The organism is Variovorax soli NBRC 106424, from assembly GCF_001591385.1.
Taxonomy (GTDB): Bacteria; Pseudomonadota; Gammaproteobacteria; order Burkholderiales; family Burkholderiaceae_C; genus Variovorax; species Variovorax soli.
In genome coordinates this window covers 1-20,710 of record NZ_BCUU01000074.1, presented here as the reverse complement: position 1 = coordinate 20,710, position 20,710 = coordinate 1, and the positions used below count along the sequence as shown (strand labels likewise).

17 protein-coding genes are annotated in these 20,710 nt (G+C 63.1%); 10 read left to right on the top strand and 7 right to left on the bottom strand.

Going from position 1 to position 20,710, the window contains the following annotated elements:
- The first annotated feature begins 4 nt into the window (after positions 1-4).
- The 3 genes from VSO01S_RS19130 to VSO01S_RS19125 all read left to right on the top strand — a co-directional run bounded on the left by VSO01S_RS19130 (position 5) and on the right by VSO01S_RS19125 (position 4,979).
- Complete coding sequence (locus tag VSO01S_RS19130) at positions 5-1,087, top strand: site-specific integrase (RefSeq protein WP_068644398.1); 1,083 nt, start codon at positions 5-7, stop codon at positions 1,085-1,087.
- Positions 1,088-1,997: 910 nt separating this feature from the next.
- Entirely contained in the window at positions 1,998-2,285 is a 288-nt protein-coding gene (locus VSO01S_RS27240) for a hypothetical protein (protein ID WP_153305321.1), read from the top strand.
- A gap of 252 nt (positions 2,286-2,537) precedes the next feature.
- Positions 2,538-4,979 (top strand): NACHT domain-containing protein, encoded by a 2,442-nt coding sequence (locus tag VSO01S_RS19125; protein ID WP_068644397.1) that lies wholly within the window; start codon positions 2,538-2,540, stop codon positions 4,977-4,979.
- A gap of 341 nt (positions 4,980-5,320) precedes the next feature.
- Here the strand turns inward: VSO01S_RS19125 and VSO01S_RS19120 are convergent, their stop codons facing one another.
- A complete protein-coding gene (locus VSO01S_RS19120) occupies positions 5,321-6,199 on the bottom strand; it encodes an ImmA/IrrE family metallo-endopeptidase (RefSeq protein WP_068644396.1) in 879 nt (292 codons plus the stop codon).
- Positions 6,196-6,693: a helix-turn-helix domain-containing protein gene (locus tag VSO01S_RS19115; protein ID WP_245684254.1), complete on the bottom strand. Its 498-nt coding sequence runs from the start codon at positions 6,691-6,693 to the stop codon at positions 6,196-6,198. The genes VSO01S_RS19120 and VSO01S_RS19115 overlap by 4 nt, the downstream gene beginning before the upstream one ends.
- A 73-nt stretch (positions 6,694-6,766) precedes the next feature.
- Between VSO01S_RS19115 and VSO01S_RS19110 the strand changes: the two genes are divergently transcribed.
- The 4 genes from VSO01S_RS19110 (at position 6,767) to VSO01S_RS27235 (ending at position 10,337) form a co-directional block, all read left to right on the top strand.
- Complete coding sequence (locus tag VSO01S_RS19110; protein ID WP_068644394.1) at positions 6,767-8,014, top strand: nucleotidyltransferase domain-containing protein; 1,248 nt, start codon at positions 6,767-6,769, stop codon at positions 8,012-8,014.
- Positions 8,015-8,052: 38 nt separating this feature from the next.
- A complete protein-coding gene (locus tag VSO01S_RS19105) occupies positions 8,053-8,478 on the top strand; it encodes a type II CBASS E2 protein (RefSeq protein WP_245684253.1) in 426 nt (141 codons plus the stop codon).
- A gap of 39 nt (positions 8,479-8,517) precedes the next feature.
- On the top strand, positions 8,518-9,285 hold the full coding sequence (locus VSO01S_RS19100) for a hypothetical protein (protein WP_068644392.1): 768 nt from the start codon (positions 8,518-8,520) through the stop codon (positions 9,283-9,285).
- 80 nt (positions 9,286-9,365) lie between these two features.
- On the top strand, positions 9,366-10,337 hold the full coding sequence (locus tag VSO01S_RS27235; RefSeq protein WP_153305320.1) for a hypothetical protein: 972 nt from the start codon (positions 9,366-9,368) through the stop codon (positions 10,335-10,337).
- Positions 10,338-10,584: 247 nt separating this feature from the next.
- Here the strand turns inward: VSO01S_RS27235 and VSO01S_RS19095 are convergent, their stop codons facing one another.
- A complete protein-coding gene (locus VSO01S_RS19095) occupies positions 10,585-11,664 on the bottom strand; it encodes a DNA-binding protein (protein ID WP_068644391.1) in 1,080 nt (359 codons plus the stop codon).
- Positions 11,665-11,828: 164 nt separating this feature from the next.
- Here VSO01S_RS19095 and VSO01S_RS19090 point away from each other — a divergent pair, with 164 nt between their 5' ends.
- The 3 genes from VSO01S_RS19090 (at position 11,829) to VSO01S_RS19080 (ending at position 16,580) form a co-directional block, all read left to right on the top strand.
- On the top strand, positions 11,829-13,115 hold the full coding sequence (locus VSO01S_RS19090; RefSeq protein ID WP_245684252.1) for a site-specific integrase: 1,287 nt from the start codon (positions 11,829-11,831) through the stop codon (positions 13,113-13,115).
- A 550-nt stretch (positions 13,116-13,665) separates the two neighbouring features.
- Positions 13,666-15,552, top strand: coding sequence for a feruloyl-CoA synthase (locus tag VSO01S_RS19085; protein WP_068644390.1), 1,887 nt, complete (start codon positions 13,666-13,668; stop codon positions 15,550-15,552).
- A 47-nt stretch (positions 15,553-15,599) separates the two neighbouring features.
- Positions 15,600-16,580: a Bug family tripartite tricarboxylate transporter substrate binding protein gene (locus VSO01S_RS19080; protein ID WP_068644389.1), complete on the top strand. Its 981-nt coding sequence runs from the start codon at positions 15,600-15,602 to the stop codon at positions 16,578-16,580.
- 75 nt (positions 16,581-16,655) lie between these two features.
- Here the strand turns inward: VSO01S_RS19080 and VSO01S_RS19075 are convergent, their stop codons facing one another.
- From VSO01S_RS19075 to VSO01S_RS19060, 4 genes are all read right to left on the bottom strand, one after another.
- The gene (locus VSO01S_RS19075; protein WP_084241966.1) at positions 16,656-18,101 is read right to left on the bottom strand and encodes a DUF1254 domain-containing protein; all 1,446 of its coding nucleotides are present in this window, start codon (positions 18,099-18,101) and stop codon (positions 16,656-16,658) included.
- A gap of 73 nt (positions 18,102-18,174) precedes the next feature.
- Complete coding sequence (locus VSO01S_RS19070; RefSeq protein WP_068644387.1) at positions 18,175-19,155, bottom strand: Bug family tripartite tricarboxylate transporter substrate binding protein; 981 nt, start codon at positions 19,153-19,155, stop codon at positions 18,175-18,177.
- Positions 19,156-19,213: 58 nt separating this feature from the next.
- Positions 19,214-20,368: a CaiB/BaiF CoA transferase family protein gene (locus tag VSO01S_RS19065; protein WP_068644386.1), complete on the bottom strand. Its 1,155-nt coding sequence runs from the start codon at positions 20,366-20,368 to the stop codon at positions 19,214-19,216.
- An 82-nt stretch (positions 20,369-20,450) separates the two neighbouring features.
- The coding region (locus VSO01S_RS19060) for a helix-turn-helix domain-containing protein (protein WP_153305319.1) at positions 20,451-20,710 on the bottom strand (260 nt) is incomplete at its 5' end.

Here is a 20,710-nt window from a genome sequence, read left to right as displayed (position 1 = left end):
CTCGATGACCTCTAGCTTGCCCCTGGTACCCGCACTTAAACGCCATCCGCTGCTTGATCCGACGCAACTGTCGGAGCTCACGCAGCAGGCGGCCGACGAACTGCTGCGCGAAGGCGAATCCGCCAACACGCTGGCCGCCTACCGGTCGGCGCTGCGCTACTGGTCAGGCTGGTATGCCGCGCGATATGGCCAAAGGTTGCGCTTGCCGGTGCCAACGCCCGTGGTCGTGCAGTTCATCGTGGACCACGCTCAGCGCACAACCCGCGTGGGCCTGGTCACTCAACTGCCGACTACTGTCGACCAGGCCCTGGTGGCCGCAGGATTCAAGGGCAAGTTGGGTGCGCCGAGCTTGAACACCCTAACGCATCGCTTGTCGGTCTTGTCGAAGGCCCATCAACTTGCGCGGCATCCAAATCCCTGCGCGGACCCTGCGGTGCGCGAGTTGCTCGCGAAAACCCGGCGGGCCTACGCCAAGCGAGGCGCCCTGCCCCGCAAGCAACGGGCGCTCACCAAAGAGCGGCTGCAAGCTTTACTGGACACATGCGACGAGAGCCTGCGAGGGCTGCGCGACCGCGCCCTCCTCCTTTTCGCCTGGTCAAGTGGCGGTCGACGTCGCTCCGAGGTGGCCAGCGCCTGCCTAGAAAACCTGCACAAGGTGCAGGACGGCGAATACCTCTACACGATGGGCCACTCCAAGACCAATCAGGCGGGAGTCACGCGCCCCGAGGATGTGAAGCCCTTGGCCGGTACTGCGGCTCAGGCCATGGGGGCCTGGCTGCAGGCGAGCCAGATCCGCTCGGGCGCCCTCTTCCGTCGGGTGCGCAAAGGCGAGAAAGTCGCCGAGCCACTCAGCGCAGCCGCAGTGCGCAAGATCGTCAAGGAGCGCTGCGTGCTCGCCGGCATCGAGGGGGATTTTTCGGCGCATTCGCTACGCTCGGGGTTCGTGACTGAGGCAGGCCGACGCAACCTCTCCTTGGCGGACACCATGGCGCTCACGGGCCACCGCAGCGTGCCCACCGTGCTCGGGTACTTTCGCGCAGAGGGATCGCTCGCATCACCTTTGGCGCGCCTCATGGACGACGAGTAAGGCGGTGGCCACGAGGGCGCTTGGTCTGACCGCATAGTCGCAGTCAAGCTACGATCATTCGAACATTCTCAATTCGTTGAACCAATGACGGTCAAATCCACAAAGCCTGAAGCGCATGCCGTAGCCAAACTACTGCTTGAGGCTTGCGAGCTAGGCGTGACGCGTGGACGCCCGAGTCACAGGAGTGGTCACCACCGATTGGCGTCTTGGTTTGCGAAACATTCATTGCCGCTAGAACTCACGTTCAGTTCAGGCCACTCCACCTTGCGTGCGTTGTGCGCATGGTTCGCACTGGTTGTTAGTTCATGCATTGCACTTCATGCAATCAAGCAAACCGGCTTCGTTCGCCCCGAAGACCTGGACGCGTACTTTCCGACATGGATTTGTCTCATAACACTCTGCTTCGTGCTCGCTCGCCCCAGCGCGCTCGGCTTCGCGGGCTGGCACCACTCGGATATGGCCGCGTCCAGGGTTCGGTTTCCGCAACTGTTGGAACTCAACGAACACGAGATCCCAACCGTTCGCTTTTTTGTATCGCACGCGGAAGCGGCAATGCGCCGTCGGCTCACCACCATGTGGTGGGGAATCGGGGTGGTGTGGGCAATCGCAGCGTACTTGGTCAAACAGGGCCTCGAAAGCAAGGATGGGAACCTCCTCGCAATTGCCCTGGTGCCAGTCGTTCTATCGCTGTTTTGCGCAAGCCTCGTCGCCTCATATTCTCGTTCCGCGAGTCGAGTCCATGGGGTAGCTCAGGGCCTTCTGCTTGAGCGCGAGGCACAGTTGCGGCACTTGCACGGCAAAGGTCAGGAGCGCCGTAGACGCTTCGTTCGCAACTGAAGCGCGGAAAGCGCAATCGATCCCGGGGCAAAATTCAGATTCCCCAACTTGGATCCCCGTTAGGGGCATGCGAATGGACTCCTTCAAAGGCGGCACCGCGACATTTGATTTCGCACAAGCACTCACGATCATGGGAACGGTGAAGGCACTCATCAGGAGCCATCCCCAACCAGAAGTGCTTGCGAAGCACTTGGAACAACAGTACCAGCATCTCTTGGCGCTCGTTTCGAACATGCAGGTTCCGGACAATGTTCTCCCTGCGCTCGAGGCACTTTGGCGATCGTGGACAGTCGCGGATCCGGCAGAAGAGCTGACTGCCCCTCCATGGCCACCGGCAAAGCCGCAGTCGCCGACAACCTAATGCACGGGTCAGGGCACGCCTGCGTGCAGCAGCTGCCCATTCGAATCGTGGATCTCGTCGAGCTACTCTTGGGACTCGAGCCGGCTAGTCACTCCTGTGGCGACGAAGCGTCCAGGGGCAGAGTGGGACTTTCGTCCCTACAGCTCGACTCAGTGTTTTGCTCGGGCGTCAAGATGGCAACGCCACCCACTGCACCGCGACGCGCGCTGCGTGCGCTTTGTATCATCGTCGTAAAAAGATGAGGAGAGATGGGTGAGCACCACCGAAGTAGGCAATGTGTTCAGGGATCAGATTTGCACCCTGCTACGCACCAAGTATCCCGACGCCGAAGTTGAGCGGCGCATCGATGGCACGAAGGTCGATATCCACTTCACGGCAGCTGCGCCCTTTGGCGCAACAAAGCGCTACGCCGTGGAGTGCAAGGACTATGCGCGAACCCTCACGAAGGATGATCTCGGCAAGATCCGGATGTTTTACGCACCCATGCAGCAAAACGGTAGCGTCGACGAAGTCCTGATCATCAGCCGTAAACCACTGAATGACGCCGCCGGTGAATTCGTTCGATCTTGGGCCAATGCGACACACCGCACCGTCGACGAACTCGGGGAAAGCCTACTTGGCATTCGCCCCTACGTGGAGGAGCTGGCTGACACAAAGCCGGTGGAAGACACTCCCTATATCGAAGGGCGCATCGATGACCAGGCGGGGACCGCACTAGAGTTCGTCGACGAATGGATCCAGCAAAGTCAGGGACGCGGACTTGCGATTCGCGGGAGCTATGGCCAAGGAAAGACTAGCTTTGCGAATCGCCTGGCGTCACTGTACGCGCGGCGGCATCTGGCCGATCCCGGTGCTCGCATACCAATCCTCCATCGGCTCGGAACGGTCGTACACGAGACACGCCTAGAGGGGTTGTTCGGCGCCAAGTTCACAGCCGACGATGCCAGAACCGACTTTCGATTTTCGACCTTTGAGCACCTAAATCGCGCGGGGCGGTTGCTGGTGATTCTGGATGGCTTCGATGAAATGAAGCATGCCATGTCCGCGTCGGACTTCCTGTCGAATTTCGAGGAGTTCAATCGGCTGCTCACCGGTGACGCAAAGGTGATCCTGCTTGGGCGTCCCAACGCCTTGCCTACCGACACGGAAGAACTGGTTTTTAGGGGCCGCCGAACCGTAGGCGGGCAACTCATCGCCAGTTCGGCATATCTGCCATGGGAAGAACGGCGGCTAGCGTACTTCACTAAGGAAGAGACGCTGCGTCTGTTGACCGCTTCGCTGGATAGCCTGATGAGGCGACACGCAGCAAATCACGCGTTCACCTATCCCGCCGATTTTCTGCAGAAGCGCATTGCAGAAGTCCTAGCCTTGGTCCCTGAGGACCTGTTGAAGCGGCCTGTCCATGTGAGTATCGTGGCCGAGCTCGGTTCGAATCCCGAATTCAGTTTCGAGGGCTTCAATGAGTACCTGCTGTACGAGCACTTCATCCGCGAGATGGTGGAGCGCGACGGCAAGAAGAAGGCGCGACGCGGCATTCCCATCGACGATCGCTTGAAATTTCAGCGCGAGCTTGCTTGGTGGAGCTGGAGTAGATTGCACGCGGCGCAAGGCTTCTTCTTGCGGCGGGAGATTCCCAAGAGTTTGATTGAGGGCCTATCCAACGGGAGGTCCGCTGACGATGAGGGCAAGCTCAATGAATACATCGTCTCATCCCTGACGGAAGAGAAGCAAGCTGGAGCCCTGTTCTTTGCACACCGCTCGTTTCAGGAGTTTCTGGTTGCCGAGCGCGCGCGCGTCGCCCCTCTGTCGCCGAGAACGTTGACTGAGTACTCAACATTCCTGACATCAGACGTATTGCGGTATCTCACGCATGCGCCCGACGCAGCCTTTACCGCTGACTGGTACGAGGTACTGCGGGGCAGCGATGGCCCTTTTTCTGCAACCTTGCTCAGCTTCCTCGCTCGCTATCCAAACGTGGTTTCCATGGCCGCACGCAACTTGACGGCGCGACCCGATGGGATCGACCCCTGGTCCCTCTTCATTCTTGGCCTGGGTTTGCGTGGCAAAACGGATGGCGGACTGAAAATTGAGCAACTGAATAGCTTCATCAGGGCAGTGATCGTTAGCGCCAAGCCTGCCGCTGCAGCGGCGGCGGCGCTGACAGCGTTGTTGCTCGTTCGCCGCGCAGGGGCCGGCCGAGTAAGTCTCGTGATCCCCATCATCGGCGCGCTTCTTGAGCGGGCGCTGCGGCGATCTCGCGAAATGGCGCGAATGTCGTTGACCGTCGAGAGCGAGAACATGGACTTTGCGCTGCGCTGGCTCGCTGGTCATGTTTCCAAGGACTTTCCTGGCGCAGGTTCGACTGCCGCCCTCGCCCTCCTGGTCGATCTCGGTCGTCTGGAGGATTTGTGTTCACAGGAGCTTCATGGCGGCTCGGCCGGGACACATTCGCAAGAGAGTGTCTACGGCGCGATCTATCCGAACGGTAGCGGTGCGAACATCCGCGTGGAGGCTCAAAAGGTATTCGACGCTTTGGGCAAGGAACTGCGCGATGAATACTCCCCATTTCTCTATGCTCGTACTAGCAACTTCCACATCACGGAGGTGAAGCGAGTCAAACCAAAAGGCCAACTTGGCGAAGAGGTTTCCGGGGCGGCGCCCAGAGCGGGCCGGATGAAACAGGTTGTGCGATAGGGTGGCTCCTTGCCGGCGCCTACAGAGCTCGTTCGCCCTGAACGAGAAGAAGCTGGGGCAGCGTTCCCGGCCGCGCGCGGCCCCGCTGGGCACCTCGTCAAGGACAGCTTGCACGCCTGCAGGAGCCGGGCGATTTACGTACGCACCACTACGCCCGCGGTTCGTCGCCCAGACAGGCCGACATGACCTTCCTGTCGGACGCCATCGAACTCACCGGCCACCCCAGCGTGCCGACAGGGCTGGGGTCGCCGCGAGCAGTAGGATCGGTCACCGCTCGCCATTGGCACGGCTGATCGACGGGCGAAGGGCGCCGCCACTGCCCTCAGCCTCAAGAAAAGGGCTCAGCGCCTCTTTGTCTTCTTGTTGAAGCTCAGTACGCCGTCGAGTTCCCTCAGACTATCACCGTCTTCTTGAATCGGCGTGCCTCCCCAGTTCTTGACGGGCTCATCGGGACCGCTGTCCTGCTCGAACCAAATTAGCGCGAAGGTTTCATCAAAGCTGGGGTAATGCTTGGCTAGTTCGATCAAGTCAAAGCCCTTTGGCCAGTCCCGAAACCAGACGTCCTGAGAGATACAGAAGTCCTCGCCTGACCACTCGCCGTCGTTAACCAAGCGACTGGCAACCGATCCGGGGGGGATTGGGGAACGAATCTCAATCCAGGCATTCAGGTCGCGCAGCGCCTTGGACCTCGACGCATAGCGCACGACTGTCGAACTCATGAACACAAAAGCACATGGGTAGTCGGTAACCGCGGCCAAGCGCGATGCACAGGCAGCGAAGGACACCACATACTTGGCGCGAAGTCGTTCCACCAGGTCGAACGAGGGCTGCTCTTGGTCGACATCCCGCTTGAAGGCCTCGAATGGCATAAGCAACTCGGATGCAAAAATGTCGCAGGCGATCTCGTTTTCATCGCGCTTGGCGTACGACCACGCCGGCGTCTCCTGGTGGTTCGACGGGAGTTCCAGCACAAGGTGGGCCACCTCGTGGCAAACCGAGAAACGTTGCCGCTCCCGGCGCTCTAACTCGTTGACCACGATCGACGATCTGCCATCACGACGCGTGAGCGTGTAGCCCGACTCCCCTTCACCCAGGTCCTCCACGGTGAGCTTCGCCTTGACCTTCTTTGTATAGACCGAGAGATCGTGGTCGATCTGGGACAGATCTAGACCAGCAATGAATTTGCGAGCTTGGAGACGGATCGCCAGTTCATCGATCATTCGTCATCGTCCTCTAACGCCTTCCGCACACGCGCCTCAATAGCCGCCATGTCTGGCCGCCCTGCACCGCGGTGCCGCATCGTGGCCCCCATTTCAAACATCTCTGCCGTCATGTCTGATTGCAGCACGTGCTCCACCCAGTCTGGGTTGACATCGTTGTTCAACATGAACTGCGCCATCTCGACCTCGCGCTGTTTTGCCTTCAAGACCTTCAGTAGCTTGCCCAGCACCTCCTCAGAGGGCGACTGCTTTTCACCAGTTTCAAGTCGATAGATGTAGGTGTGATCGGTCTCGGCGAGCTGCCCAAGCTCTCGCGACGACAGATCTCGAGCCTCGCGCAACTTGCGCAAAAGCGTGCCCAAGCCGGACTGCGCCATTAAATAGCTTCCTTCGAAAAATTCGTGTAAAGTGTTGCCTGGCTGGGCAACAGGGCCGGAAGTTCCAGTGAGTATTCCACCAGTTTTCCAGGAATTCTCTGTTGTCTGGCCGGACATCGACTATGCCATGTCGGTCGAGGACCCGCAACTTAACGGCGCTCGTACCAGAGCCGGAAAAAGGAGTTTCAAGATGAATCGCGATCCCTTGCCCCAGCCGTTGAAGCGGCAACTTTCGACGAACACAGGCTTCAAATTCTTTGGTTTAGTCGATGCCGTTGCCAAGCACAACGAGCCGACCACGACCCAGATGGACGCGCTGGAACGCTCGTACAACGCGACTTCCGAGTACATCATGGGCTCATCGGAATTCGCGGACCTGATCCTCCAGGTGCACCCGCAGGGTTCGCGAGCCCTTGGCACCATCATTCGACCGATGCGCCAGCGACCAGAGGGCTTCGACATCGACAGCGTCTTGCGTCTGAAGCGCGCAGCTATGCAGAAGTACGGCCAAGATCCCGCTGCGCTCATCAACGACCTGCACGCCGTCGTCAAACGCTACGCCGAGGCACATGGGTTGGCGCTGAAGCGCTGGGAGCGCTGTGTCACGCTGGAGTACGCCGATGGAATGTGCGTCGATATCACGCCCATCATCGACGACCCGCGTGTAGGTATTCGCTACGGCGATACCCACGCCCGTGTTCCCGACCGCCGCCTCAAGCTGTTCGAGCCCACCAACCCCAAGGGACTGTCGGACGCGTTTTCCATGGCGGCGCGGGTGCAGGCAGTGTTCTCGGTCAGCAAGGCGATGACCCTTGATGAGGCGATCGTGCGCGGCGAGCTCCAACCCCTCCCGGACGCCGTCGAGGTGCAAAGCCGGCTGCTCAGCCGTCTCGTGCAGTTGCTGAAACTGCACCGAAATGTCGCGTTCGGCACCGCCGCGATGGGGCCGGATTTCTCACCCAAATCCGTATTCATCACGGTCCTGGCCGCCACGGCGTATGCATCGCGAGCGCCCATCGCGCACGACAGTCCGCTGGACCTGTTGTTGGACATCGTGGACATGATGCCTCTGTTTATTCGACGCGAGCCTCTGGTTGGCGGTGGTGAATACTGGGAGTTGCCGAATCAGACGGCGCCTGGCGACAACCTGGCCAGTGGCATGAACACTCCGCAGCATCAGCAGGCCTACCTGCAATGGCACTTGCGCCTCAAGGCTGACCTGCAAGACGTGCTGGAATGCATCGAGCAGCGCCGTGGCCTCGATGAGCTGCTACAGATCGTTCAGCGCTGCTTCGGAGGGCGAGCAGCCCAGGCGGTGCGCGAACTGGAAGCGCCGCGCGCCGGGTCACCATCCGGCCGTCGACTCGTTACGGTCGGCACTGCCGGCACTGGCGCCCTGCTCCTTCCTTCACGTGGTCACACCTTCTACGGCGACTGATGGCAGGCCACCGTTTCCCGGGAGCACCGATTCCGACGATGGCGCAACGAGCTGCCGAACTGCGCATCCTGCGCTTTCCCGACGCCACGGTGCGCCACAGCGGCCGCACCCTGCTGTTCAAGGCGGAAATAGCGCCGGGCGAATTCGGCCGGCTCTACCAGTGTCTGCTCAAGGTGAAGCCGGACTGCCAACAGCCTGACGTTATCGTCCTGGAGCCGGACCTTCAGGTGCTGGCAGGGGGGCGCAAGATCCCCCATACGTATGCCTATGAGGGCAAGGGGACTCGCTTGTGCCTGTGGTGGCCGAGGGGCCGCGACTGGATCCCGACGATGAAGATGGCGGACACCTTCATTCCGTGGACGGCGGAGTGGCTGTACTACTTCGAGCTCTGGCTGACGACAGGCGAGTGGTCCGGCGGTGGCGAACATCCTGAATCCACCGCGAGACGTTGGGCACAGCGTTGACGTGCGACCTGGATCGAACACTTAAAAATCAAGGCACCAATGTCCAAGTCTGACCCCATCCGAGAACGCTACTTCGACGCCCTCGCACGTGCCGACAGCTGGGCCGACTGTCTCTTCTATTTGGGCGGCGCGCTGTCTCTGGCGGCATTGCTGATGGACAAAGCGGCGCATCCGGTGATCTACAACTGGCTGCAGATCCTATTCGCGGTGTCAGTGTTTGGGCTGTTTGCCGTTGGACTGGCCACCCGGCTCTACTTGGCGCCGCGCGCCGAGGACAAGCGACGCCAGGATTTCGTAGGCAATGCCTACGGTGTGGGACTAAGCGGCTTGGACAGAACCGAGGGCTACTACAACAACGGCCAGCCGCCAGGGACGCGGCGGATGGCAGCTCAGATACTGGAGAACAGCCACTTCAGCAAGGCCATAGCACTGCGCATGGTAGGGCTCGAGCGGGCCAAGATCGTGGTGTACACCGCGCTGTGGTTGATCTGCCTGATGCACCGCGAGACCGATCTCGGCATCGTCGTGGCGGTGTCTCAAGCAGTCTTCAGTGAACAGATCGTCTCGCGCTGGCTGCGGCTGGAGTGGTTACGCATGCGTTTCGAAAAGACCTACGACGACGTTTGCCGAATCTTTCATGCAACGCCGCCGGATCAGGCGTTTGATGCCATGACGCTTGAGTCTCTGGGTGTGTATGAAGCCGCCAAGGCCAACAGTGGGATAACGCTGTCCTCGCGACTGTTTCACCGCATGAATGACCAACTCTCGCGCGAGTGGGAACAAGCGAGGGCGCAAATCAATATATAACCGATGATTGCGCGATCGGCTCACACGGGGGGGGGCGACAATTCGATGCAAATCGCAATAGGATCCAATTACAAGAACACATGACCATTATTTCCCTGCATATCACCAATACCAGCCTAATGGCTGTCGCCGATAGCTTGATCAGCAATAACCACCCCGCGCGCGTGCTGGCGGAAGACAAGAAGATCGTAATTTTTGAGCCCCGATACAGGATACCTCGCGTCAGTCTAGGAAGATTTAATTACTTTTCCGACTTCACTGCTGGCAACTTTGGGATTGCATATGCAGGTACGCTATCTCTCGTCTCAACCACGCTTAACGCGTTCCAAGACGTCGTTCGCAATTGCATGTTTCTCGACAGGGATTCCACGGAAAAAGGGAAGCCCCGAGTCTATTGGCAACGCAATTTTGAAGGAAGGTTCAAAGACTGTAGCTACGACGACAGCTACAACTTTGGCTCGGAAGAGTTGCCGCCGATTACCGTGTCGATGCTTGCATTCATTCTGATATCCGTCTGCCAGAAGACATGCCTAGATTTCCGAAAAAATGCAATGAAGCAGCCTGATCTTCAGTTTCTTCTATTCGGAGAAGAGATGGTGGGATATCAGCGACGAGTTCGATGCGATGTAGTCAAAATTCTGGGATTTGAAGGTGATGAACTGCGCTATGAACATAGCTCCGTCTTACCTAATCATGTTGCAATGATCGGGGACAAAATGGTCATAGATGAACTGACGCGGGTGATTCGCAAAGATACCAAGTTCAGCGCACCTCCGAATGAACAGCAAGTGAGCGGCGGAAGGGCAACCTCTCCCGATTTGGATGGATACGAAGTTGACATCAAAGAACAAAGAACAGAGGCTTGGGCCAACCGTCGACGTCAGGTGCTCAAAAAATGCACCCTGGAATTCATAGACAAAGAAACAAACACGGTTGGAGGCGATGTGTCCGTCGCGGAAATTGGATGGACTCGCCCACTTAGGTTATCGATAATTCGTAAGGAGCATATCGAAGAAGAAATTCAGAGATTGAGCAAAGCGCTTTCCTCCTGAATTTCTGATTCCCTGTCCGCCGAGCTCAATCGGGACTCAGGCGCGCCCGCATAGATGTTGGGATTGGCAAAGCGTCTACTTTCACCAATCTCCACAGACCTCCCGGGCGCGCAACGGCTCCCAACGGTTTTCGGCGGAATTAGTGCTTAGGCCGCAACGAAGGCGCGCCGCAGACGGACTGCTGTGCGGCCCTTCGTGGTGGTTGTGCGTCTGAAACCAAAGCCCGAGCAAATGGCGCTTCGTAGCGCTAGGTCGCCGAGCCGCCGGGCCCGGGAGCGCGCCTGCTGCGAGGCGCATCCGTGCCGCGCCCATCGCGCCGGCCTGCGCTGGTGGCGAGTGCCTGTGCCAGCAGCGCGCGCGTGGCGTCATGCGTACGCTTCTCATCCTCCAGGCGGATGTGGAGCGTCTCGATCTCCTGTCGTGTCGAAGCGGCATCGCCCGTGGCCACCGTGAGCTCCACTGCTTGGGCGGCAAGTTGAGAACGCAGCGCCGCTTCCGTGGCTCGACTGTTGTCCCGCATTTGCTGGAGAGTGTCCTGCGCGGCAGCAAGCCTCTGGGCAGCGCCCTCTTCGCCGCGTACTCGCCGCTGCTGCTCCTGCGCTAGTACGGCCTCCAACGACTTGGTCGCCTGGCGCGCGCGATCGACCTCCAGGAGCATGCGCTGGTGTTGCTGTACATGGCGCTCCTCGGCTTGACGCAAGTCCTGATCCTTGATCGCTATCGCTTGGTCGTGCGCCTGGCGCGCGGCCTCATGTCGCTCCAGCAACTGCCCCACCTGGCCATTCAGCCTCAGGACCTGGCCCTCCAAGTCGCCACGTACGCGCCGGGCTTCCTGGGCTTGCTCCTGAAGTTGCAGTCGCAGCGCCTCGGCCACTTGCTGGGCCGCAGCCAACGCCGCATCGAGGCCCGAGCGGGTCTGCGCAAACGCCACTTCCCGTTGCGTGAGCGTGGCCTGCGCTTCGACGAGACCAGCCTCGCGCGCTCGCAGGTCTTCATGTGCGCTGGCCTGCGCACTTTCTTCATGGGCTTGGGCTTCGCGTCGGGCCGTGTCCCACAGCAGCTGAGCGGCACTGTGCACCGCCGCCGGCACCGGATCGTCCTCATCGATCGCGGAAACGCCTGATGTCCTGCCTGCCATGCGCGCGCTAAGCGTTGAGAACCAACGCTCGAGCATCGGGCTCACGGTGTTGGGCGAGCCGCGCCCGATCTTCTGGCGCACGCGCTCGATGGTGGGACGCAGGCCTTCTGCCAACAGCGCGTCCGCGGCCGCGAATACGTCCGATTGCTGGATGCCGCGCCCCCTGAATTCCGTGACGACCTGGTTCATGGTGGTCCTTTCTGTCCTGCCCGCACCTGATCGAAGACGCTCGAACTTTTCGGGCGCGAGGCCGGCCTTGGCGCTATAAATAACCCACGATAAGGGAACATTACCGTGGATTAACACGGGTATTAGATACGGTATCATACATGGCACGTCATATAAATAACGCAATGCCGGCAGCGACCGAACTCGCGCTGCCCGCTCAGCCCTCGCCCCTGCCCGCGGCGGCCAAGGGCGTTGCCGCACTGGACCCCGCCAAGCTCACGCGCACCGCGGAAGCAGCCGCGCGCGCGCTGATGCGCCAGGGCGAGGCGAAAAACACCCAGGCGTCCTATCGCTCGGCCCTGCGTTACTGGTGCGCCTGGTACGCGCTGCGCTATGGCGCCGCGCTCACCCTGCCCTTGCCCGTCCCGGTGATGATCCAGTTCATCGTGGACCACGCCGCGCGCCAGCCGGAGGACACAGCCACCCCTTCGGCCGCGGCATCGGCCACGACATCGACCGAGACCGCCGACGACGTCACGGCCGAGCTCGACGCGGATGCGCGACAGGCCCCGGCTGCAGACCCCCTCGCCTGCGCGGACCTGGTCACCGAGCTGCCGCCCGCCGTGGACGAGGCGCTGGTGCGCCAGGGCTACAAGGCCCGACTCGGCGCGCCCGCGCTCAACACCCTGCTGCACCGGGTGTCCGTCATGACCAAGGCGCACGAGCTGCTGCGCGCGGGCGAGCCCCTCGACGCGTCCACCAGTGCCGCTGCGGCCAAGGCCCCGCCAGCCAACCCTTGCGCCGACGCGCTGGTGCGCGAACTGCTCGCGCGCACCCGCCGCGCCTATGCCCAGCGCGGGGAGCGCGCGCGCCGACAAAACGCGCTGACCAAGGAGCCGCTGCAGCGCCTGCTCGCCACCTGCGACGAGTCCGTGCAGGGCACGCGCGACCGCGCCCTGCTCCTGTTCGCCTTCTCTACCGGTGGGCGCCGCCGCTCCGAAGTCGCCAGCGCCCGACTGCAAGACCTGCGGCTCGCCGCCGGCGGGGCCTATGTCTTCACCTTGGGCCACTCCAAGACGAACCAAGCGGCGCAACTGCGCCCCGAAGACGCCAAGCCGCTGGTGGGCAGCGCCGCGCTGGCAATGCGCAAGTGGCTCGCGGTGCTGGCCGCGCAAGGCGTGCGCGAGGGGGCGCTGTTTCGGCGCGTGCGCCGCGGCGGACACATCGGCGAAGCGCTGCAGCCGGCGGCCGTTCGCGACATCGTGCGCGCGCGCTGCGCTTTGGCGGGACTCGAGGGGGAGTTTTCCGCGCACTCGCTGCGCTCGGGCTTTGTGACCGAGGCCGGCAAGCAAAACGTGCCCCTGGCCGAGACGATGGCGCTAACCGGCCACCACAGCGTGGCGACCGTGATGGGGTACTTTAGAGCCGAAGGCGCGCTGAGCGCACCCGCTGCCAACTTGGTGGACCGATAGAGGCCCCGAGCGAGCCGATGGCTCGACGAATTTGACGCTATGGACTTATCGCTTTTATCGCACGTTCCGATCAAGTTCGGCTTTGAATGCGAAACGGTCGAATCCAGTCGCAATCTCGATAGGCCGCTTTCGCTGCAGGGCCATCTTCGGCGGATCTATCCTGATCGCAAAAAGCGGACCTCCAGGCAGCAAGGCGGCTCCGTGTTTTCGGCCGGAGGGCAGCGGAAAGCCAGTCAGAAGATCGTCGCGAAAGGCTGCTCTTGATGGCCGAAGCAGTTGTTGGTGCTGAGCTGTCGAACCGGCCGAGGCGGATGCACAAATTCACCAGTGACATGCAGACGGCGCATGTCCAGGCTGACGCCCGCGCCACTCGCCTTCACTGACGGGTACCAGCGTGACATCCTCCTGCAGCAGAGCGAGGGTGGGCCACGCCTCGGGAAATCCCTCCCCACCCGCATTGGGTAGCGTCATCGGCGCAGCAGCTTTCTAAGCTCATGGGCAGGATTAGAAGCACATCGCCTGCCGCTGCAGGCACGGAGACATCAGCGCCATGCTAACGATCGCCATCAGTCGCGCCCCCGCCCTCCAAAGCTACCGGCCCACCCGGATGCCCCAGCCGCACACACTGGTGGAGCGCCGCCCGGACGGCGCGATGCTGCTGCGCTCGGCGCACTCAGTGCGCCAGATGGAACAGATCTCCTTTGCCGAGTTCGTTCCACTGTGGGCGCAGCAGCGCCCCGAGGCCCCGGCCTTCCAGGAGCGCGATGGCACACAGGGCTGGCGCGGACTGAACTGGCGCCAGTTGTGGGATCAGGTTCAGCGCGTAGCCGCCGGCCTGCTCGAACTCGGCCTGGGCCAGGACCGGCCCCTGATGCTGCTTTCCGGCAACTCCGTCGAGCAGGCCGTGGTGCTGCTCGCGGCCGAGTTGGTGGGCGTGCCTACGGCGCCGGTCTCGCCCGCCTACTCGCTGCTGAGCCAGGACTTCTCGCGCCTCAAGGGCGTGCGCGACCTGACCCAACCCGGCGCCCTGTTCGTGCAGTCGGCCGCCGAACTGGCGCGCGCGTTGGCTGCGCTGGACTTGCCCCAGGCGCCAGTGATCTCGGTGCGCGATGCAGCCGATGGCCAGATGGCCTGGTCCGCGCTGGTGAACACCGAACTCACGCCCGAGCGTTCGCAACGCGTGGCCGAGGCACGCGCCGCCATCCGGCCGGGCCATCTCTCGCGCATCCTCTTCACCTCGGGTTCCACCGGCCTGCCCAAGGGCGTGCCGCTTTCCTACCGCAACTGCCAGGCGGTGGCGGCCTACATGCAGCACCAACTGGGCGAGCTCGTCGATCCTCAACCGCTCTTCCTGGACTGGCTGCCCTGGCACCACGGCCTGGGCGGGGTGCTCAACTTCGGCCGCTCGCTGGTGTTGGGCGCCGCCCACTACATCGACGACGGACGCCCGCTGCCGGGGCTGTTCGAGCGCACGCTGCGCAACCTGCGCGAACTTTCGCCCAGCATCTTCACCAGCGTACCAGTCGCCTGGAACATGCTCGCGCCCGAGCTGGAGCGCGACCCCGAACTGGCCCAGCACTTCTTCGCCCGCGTGAGCAACTTTGCCTATGGCGGCGCCAGCCTGCCGCGCGACACATGGGAGCGCATGCACCGCGTGGCCGAAAAAACCATCGGCCAGCGCGTCGTGTTCTGCAGCGGCCTGGGCGCCACCGAAACCACCGGCCTGGGCGCCTTCTGCGCCTGGCCAAGCGACGACGTGGGCAACATCGGCGTGCCCATGCCTGGGTCTGAAGTGAAGCTGGTACCGCTGCCCGGCGGCGACGGCCGCTTCGAGATCCGCATCCGCGGCGAGCACGTATTCAGCGGCTACCTGGGCCGGCCCGACCTGACAGCCGCGGCCTTCGACGAAGAAGGCTTCTACCGCATGGGCGACGCGGTGCGACTGGTCGACCCGAAGGACGCTACTCGCGGCCTGCAATTTGCCGGCCGCGTGGCGGAGGACTTCAAGCTGGTCAACGGCACCTGGGTGCAGACCGGCGCGGTACGCCTGGCCCTGCTGGAACGTTGCGAGGGCCTGCTGTCTGACGCGGTGGTCTGCGGGCACGACCGCGCCTTCATCGCCGCCCTGGCCTGGCCCAATGTGGCGGCATGCAAGCGCCTGCTGCCCGAGCTGGAAGGACTGGACGCGGCTGCGCTGGTGCAGCACCCGCTGCTGCTTGATCGCCTGCGCGAACACCTCGCCGCGCAGGGTGCGGGCACCGCCAGCCAGCGGGTGGAGCGCCTACTGCTGATGGCCGAGCCGCCCTCGATGGATGCCAACGAGATCGCCGACAAGGGCTACGTCAACCAGACCGCCGTGCGCACGCGCCGCGCCGCGCTGGTGGAGGCGCTCTACGAAGACACGCCTGAGCCGCACGTGGTCTGCGCAACCCGCTGAGCGCGCGCTGTTTCCATTTCCTTTCACAACTTCGACGGAGACACCTCATGCGCAGGAGGACCCTGATCAACGCCGCCGCCGCGGTCGCCACCCTGGCTTGCGGCGCCCCATCGTTCGCCCAGGGCTACCCGAGCAAGCCCATCATGTTCGTCGTGCCCGCACCGCCGGGTGGCGGGCTGGATGCGCTGGCCCGCACCATGGCCGACGAAATGGGCAAGCGCATGGGCGCCACCATCGTGGTCGACAACAAGCCCGGCGCCACCGGCATGCTGGGCACGCAGACCGTAGCCCGTGCTCAACCTGACGGGTACACGGTGCTGTTCACCATCTCGGCGCCCATCCTAAACGCACCCTTCATGTACTCGAAGGTGCCCTACGACGTGCGGCGCGACCTGGCCTTCATCACCCAGGTCTGCACCGGCCCGCTGGTGCTGGGAGTCGGTCGCGACGTGCCGGTGAAGAACATGAAGGAGTTCCTGGCCTGGGCCCAGGCCAACAAGGGCAAGCTCAGCATCGGCAGCTTCGGCGTTGGCACCGGGCCGCACCTGGCCGGCGCCTACCTGAGCCAGTCGCGCGGGCTGGACCTGACCAACGTGGCCTATAAGGGCGAGGCACCCATGATCCAGGACCTGGTGGGCGGACAGATTCCCGTCGCCATCGGCTCGGCCGGCACCTTCATGCCGCACCTCGAAAGCGGCCGCGCGCGCGCCCTGGCCATCGTGGGCACGCGTCGGCTGCCCGAACTGCCCCAGGTGCCCACCTTGGCCGAGGCCGGCCTGACCGATGCCGAGCTGAACCTGCCCGGCTGGGTCGTCATGATGGCGCCCGCCGCCACGCCGGCCCCCATCCTCTCGCAGTTGGAAGGGGCCGCGCGCGACTCGGTGCACAGCACGGCCATGAAGGCACGCTTCCAGGCCTACGGCATGGACGGCATGGGCACCAGTGCCGAACAGTTCCGCAAGGACTACGAGGCGGCGCTGCCGGTGGTGGAGCGCATGGTCAAGCTGTCGGGCGCCAAAGTGGAGTAGCGCTCGCGCCAAGCCGGCACGGCAAGTGAACCGCCGTGCCTGGATGACCGCAACTTGAAACCGAATGCCTTGCAGCTATTGAGCTCGCTTGACCGCCGGCGGGAGCCAGGTGCCATCCAATGCGGACTGTCGGGGTGAATAGAGCCGCAATGTTGGCGCGATGATGCCGGACTTGGGCGCGGGCAACCAATTCGCCTCCTTGTCAGCCCCCGGTGATTCCGCCTGCAGGTACAAGTCCAGCGAGCCGTCCGCGTTGAACTTGAGTTTGTCGCGATCCCCGATCGCAAAGCGATTCAAGCGGTTGGGCACCTGAAACCCCGCATCGTCGTACATGGTCAGCGACCAAAACGCATTGGCAGGAGGCAGTGCTTCCTTCTCAAAGTGAAGCACGTACTTGTTGGCTCCGTCGAGCGGCTTTCCTTCGCTGTCCAGCCGAAGCGTCGGATAGATGGCGTCTGCCGGCAGGTTTGCCCCCAATCCACTCAGGGCAACCAGTGCGCGCTGGCGGTAGGACGTGCCATACGTGCCCGTGTTGTCCAGAGCGATGTACCAGCCATTTTCGAACTGGCTTTTCGTTCGGATACGGTTCATTGCATCCATGAAGGTCCTGGGCGCTTCATTGATTGCCGCAATCGCTTGTTGGCTCAGCTTGCTGGGGTCCCAGCTCTTGCCAGGCTCCATGCCAATCTGCTTCATGCGAAAGACGATGGGGTAGTCATTGGCGTGCGGCGGATGCTTTTTCATGAGTTCCGCGAGGCGTGCCATCATTTCAACGCCACTGAGCTTCAGCGTGGTGTCCAGCGGCGGGGTCTTGTTGTCGACCTTGTCGCTTACGCGGGACGACGTGGGCGGCTTGTACGCCTTGCCCCATCCGCTCAACGGCGTGAGCTTGAGGCCGTCCTGCACCTTGTGCACGTTCTCATAGTCGCTCGGACCGTTGGTCTGCGTTCGGCCCATCATCCACACCACTGGGGTCGGCGCGACGATCTTCTGCACTCCAGCCGGCAGCATTCCGCGCCACCCCGGCGCCACATAGGCAAGGTGGCCCGCCTTGGTTCCGGTGGTGCGCGACCCCAGCGAACTGAAGACGTCGGTCCACATATCAAGCGTCGGAACCAGGTAGAAGCGCCCATTCGTGTCCGGCACCGTCAGGATGACGGGCTCCTTGCTCAGGTCCAGCCAGGCGAAGGAGTACAGCGTGTCGAAATTGAAGCGAACCACATCCTTTGCATCGCCCGGTGGATAGCTGCGGAAATGTGCGAACTGATTGACCGGTGCTCGCATTGGAACGGTGCTGGCATTCGGCACATTGGTCGCCTGTTGCATCGTCAGATCCATCAGCACGAGAGGAAAAGCGAACTCATAGAGCTCCAATGCCAAGGCCTTCTCAGCGTCCACTTGCTTGGATTCGGTGACAGAAGCACCTCCGGCAGTGGGCGGTGCAGCCGTCGCTGCAGTAGAAAAACAGACTGCACCCGCGAACGAAACCAACCCTGCTGCGGCAAGACGCAATTCTTTCATCGGTGACTCCATGAACTTAATAGAAGAGGCGGCAATCGCGCGCGGGCGGGCTTTCTCATTGACGGGGCCGCGCTCACTCCGGCTTGATGCCCAGACCCTGGAGGATGCTACGCCAAGTGGTGGTGTCCTTCGCCACCAGCTGCGCAAACTCCCGCGCCGTGGGCGTGGGCGAGTTGGGCAGGTTCAGCGCATCGAGCCGGGCCTTGAACTCCGGGCTGCCCACGGTGGCCACCACCAGCGCGTTGAGCCGCTCGACGATGGCCACCGGTGTGCGCGCCGGCGCGAATACGCCGTACCAGCCCGCTGTCTCGAAGGGGTAGCCTTCCTCAGTCAGCGTGGGCACCTGGGGCATGTGCGGCACGCGCTGGGTCCCGCTTACCGCCAGCGCGCGCAGCTTGCCCGATTCGATGTACTGCACTGGTGAACTCACGTCCGTCCAGCCCAACTGCAGCGTGCCGCCAAGCAGGTCCACGATGATGGGCGCGGTGCCTTTATAGGGCACATGCGTCATGCGCAGGCCGGCTCGCTGCAGCAGCGACTCCATGGTCAGGTGCCCGCCGGAGCCCGTGCCCCAGCTCGCGTAGTTCAGCTCGCCCGGGCGTGCCTTTGCATAGGCCACCAATTCCTTGAAGCTGCGTACAGGCAGATTCTGCGATGCCAGCAGCACGTTGCCGGTCAGGCCGATCTGCGCCACCGCCTCGAAGTCCTTCACTGGGTCCGGCGCGCGCGCATACAGGCTGGGATTGATCGCCATCGCAGAGGCGAAAGAAAAAAGCAGGGTCTGGCCGTCGGGCGCGGCGCGCGCCACCTCGGCCGAAGCCAACATGCCATTGGCGCCTGGCTTGTTGTCGATGATCACCGGCTGCTTCAGCGCCGCCGAAAGCTTCTCGCCCAGCAGGCGAGCGAGGATGTCGGTGCCACCGCCCGGCGGGCCGGGCACCACCAGGCGGATGGGGCGGCTGGGCCAGTTGTCGCTGCCCTGGGCACGAACCCAAGGCGCAACAGCCAGTGCGGCTGTGCTGGCCAACCAGTGACGGCGCTTCATTGCTTGCATGAGCTTGACTCCCAGCGTTTGGACGAAAACAGGAGGCCCGAAGGTGCGGCGCGGGCGCTCAGTCAGCGCCCAGGCCCTGGGCCTTGAGCGCGGCGATGGCTTCTTCGCCAAAACCCCAGTCGCGCAGCGCCGCCGCGCCGTGCTCGCCGCGTTCGGGCTCGCGTATTGGCAGCGCCGACGGCGTGGCCGAGAAGCGCGGCGCCGGGGCCGGCTGCATCACGCCATCCACTTCCACGAAGCTGCCGCGCGCGCGGTTGTGCGGATGGTTGGGCGCCTCCGAAAAACTCAGTACCGGCGCCACGCAGGCATCGCTGTCCTCGAACACCTGGCTCCATTCGTCGCGCGTGCGCTTCGCAAAGGCGGCCTCGAGCGCGGCGCGGATCTTGGGCCAGCCCTTGCGGTCGTGCTGCGAGGGCAGTCCGGCATCGGCCAGCTCCAGCTTCTCAAGCAGCTCCGCATAGAAGCGACCCTCGACCGGGCCCACCGACATGTACTCGCCATCGGACGTGCGATAGCTGTCGTACCAGGGCGCGCCGCCGTCGAGCATGTTGCTGGCACGCTCCTCGCGCCAGTTGCCCGAGGCCAGCAGGCCCCAGAAGATCGCGCCCAGTTGCGCGGCACCTTCCGTCATGGCGGCATCCACCACCTGGCCGGCGCCGCCGTTCTTCACGTTGACCAGCGCGGCCAGCACGCCTAAGGCCAGCAGCATGCCGCCGCCGCCGTAGTCGCCCACCACGTTCAGCGGTACCGTGGGCTTGGCGCCTGGCGCAGCGCCAATGCCCGAGAGCACGCCAGACAGGGCGATGTAGTTCAGGTCATGCCCGGCGCGGTCGGCCATGGGCCCGGTCTGGCCCCAGCCGGTCATGCGGCCGTAAACCAGCTTTGGGTTGCGTGCCAGGGCCGCGTCGGGGCCCAGGCCCAGGCGTTCCATGGTGCCCGGGCGAAAGCCCTCGATCAGCACATCGGCACGCTCGATGAGTGCCAGGGCCGCCTCGCGCGCCTCGGGCTTCTTCAGGTCCAGCGTGACGGAGCGGCGGCCGCGGCCAACCACGTTGATGCGCGGGCCTTCCATCTTCGGGCCGAGGTCGCCGGGGGCCACGGGGCGGTCGATGCGGATCACGTCCGCGCCCATGTCCGCCAGTAGCATGGCGCCGAACGGCCCGGGGCCGATGGCCTCGAACTCCACCACGCGAATACCGGAAAGTACGCCCATGAATTTCACTCCTGACAGGTCTTGCCCGGATTGAAGCAACGCTGGCCGCGACGCGCCCTCCCCATAGCGGGTAGGGAGGTGTTCAGGGTTGTGGGGCCGCGCCCGCGGACTCCAGGTCGCGCAGCCGTTCAACGGCATCGTCGCGGCCGGTCACGCCCAACTTGCCGTATGCATTGCGCAGGTGCCACTTCACCGTCTCGGGCGAGACGTTGAGCGTGCGTGCGATGCGCTTGTTGGACAGGCCCTGTGCCAGCAGGCGCGTGACCTCGAGCTCGCGCTCGCTCAGCGACTCCAGAACACCGGCGCTCGCGGCGGCGCTGGCGCCGCCAGCGCGCGTGCCGG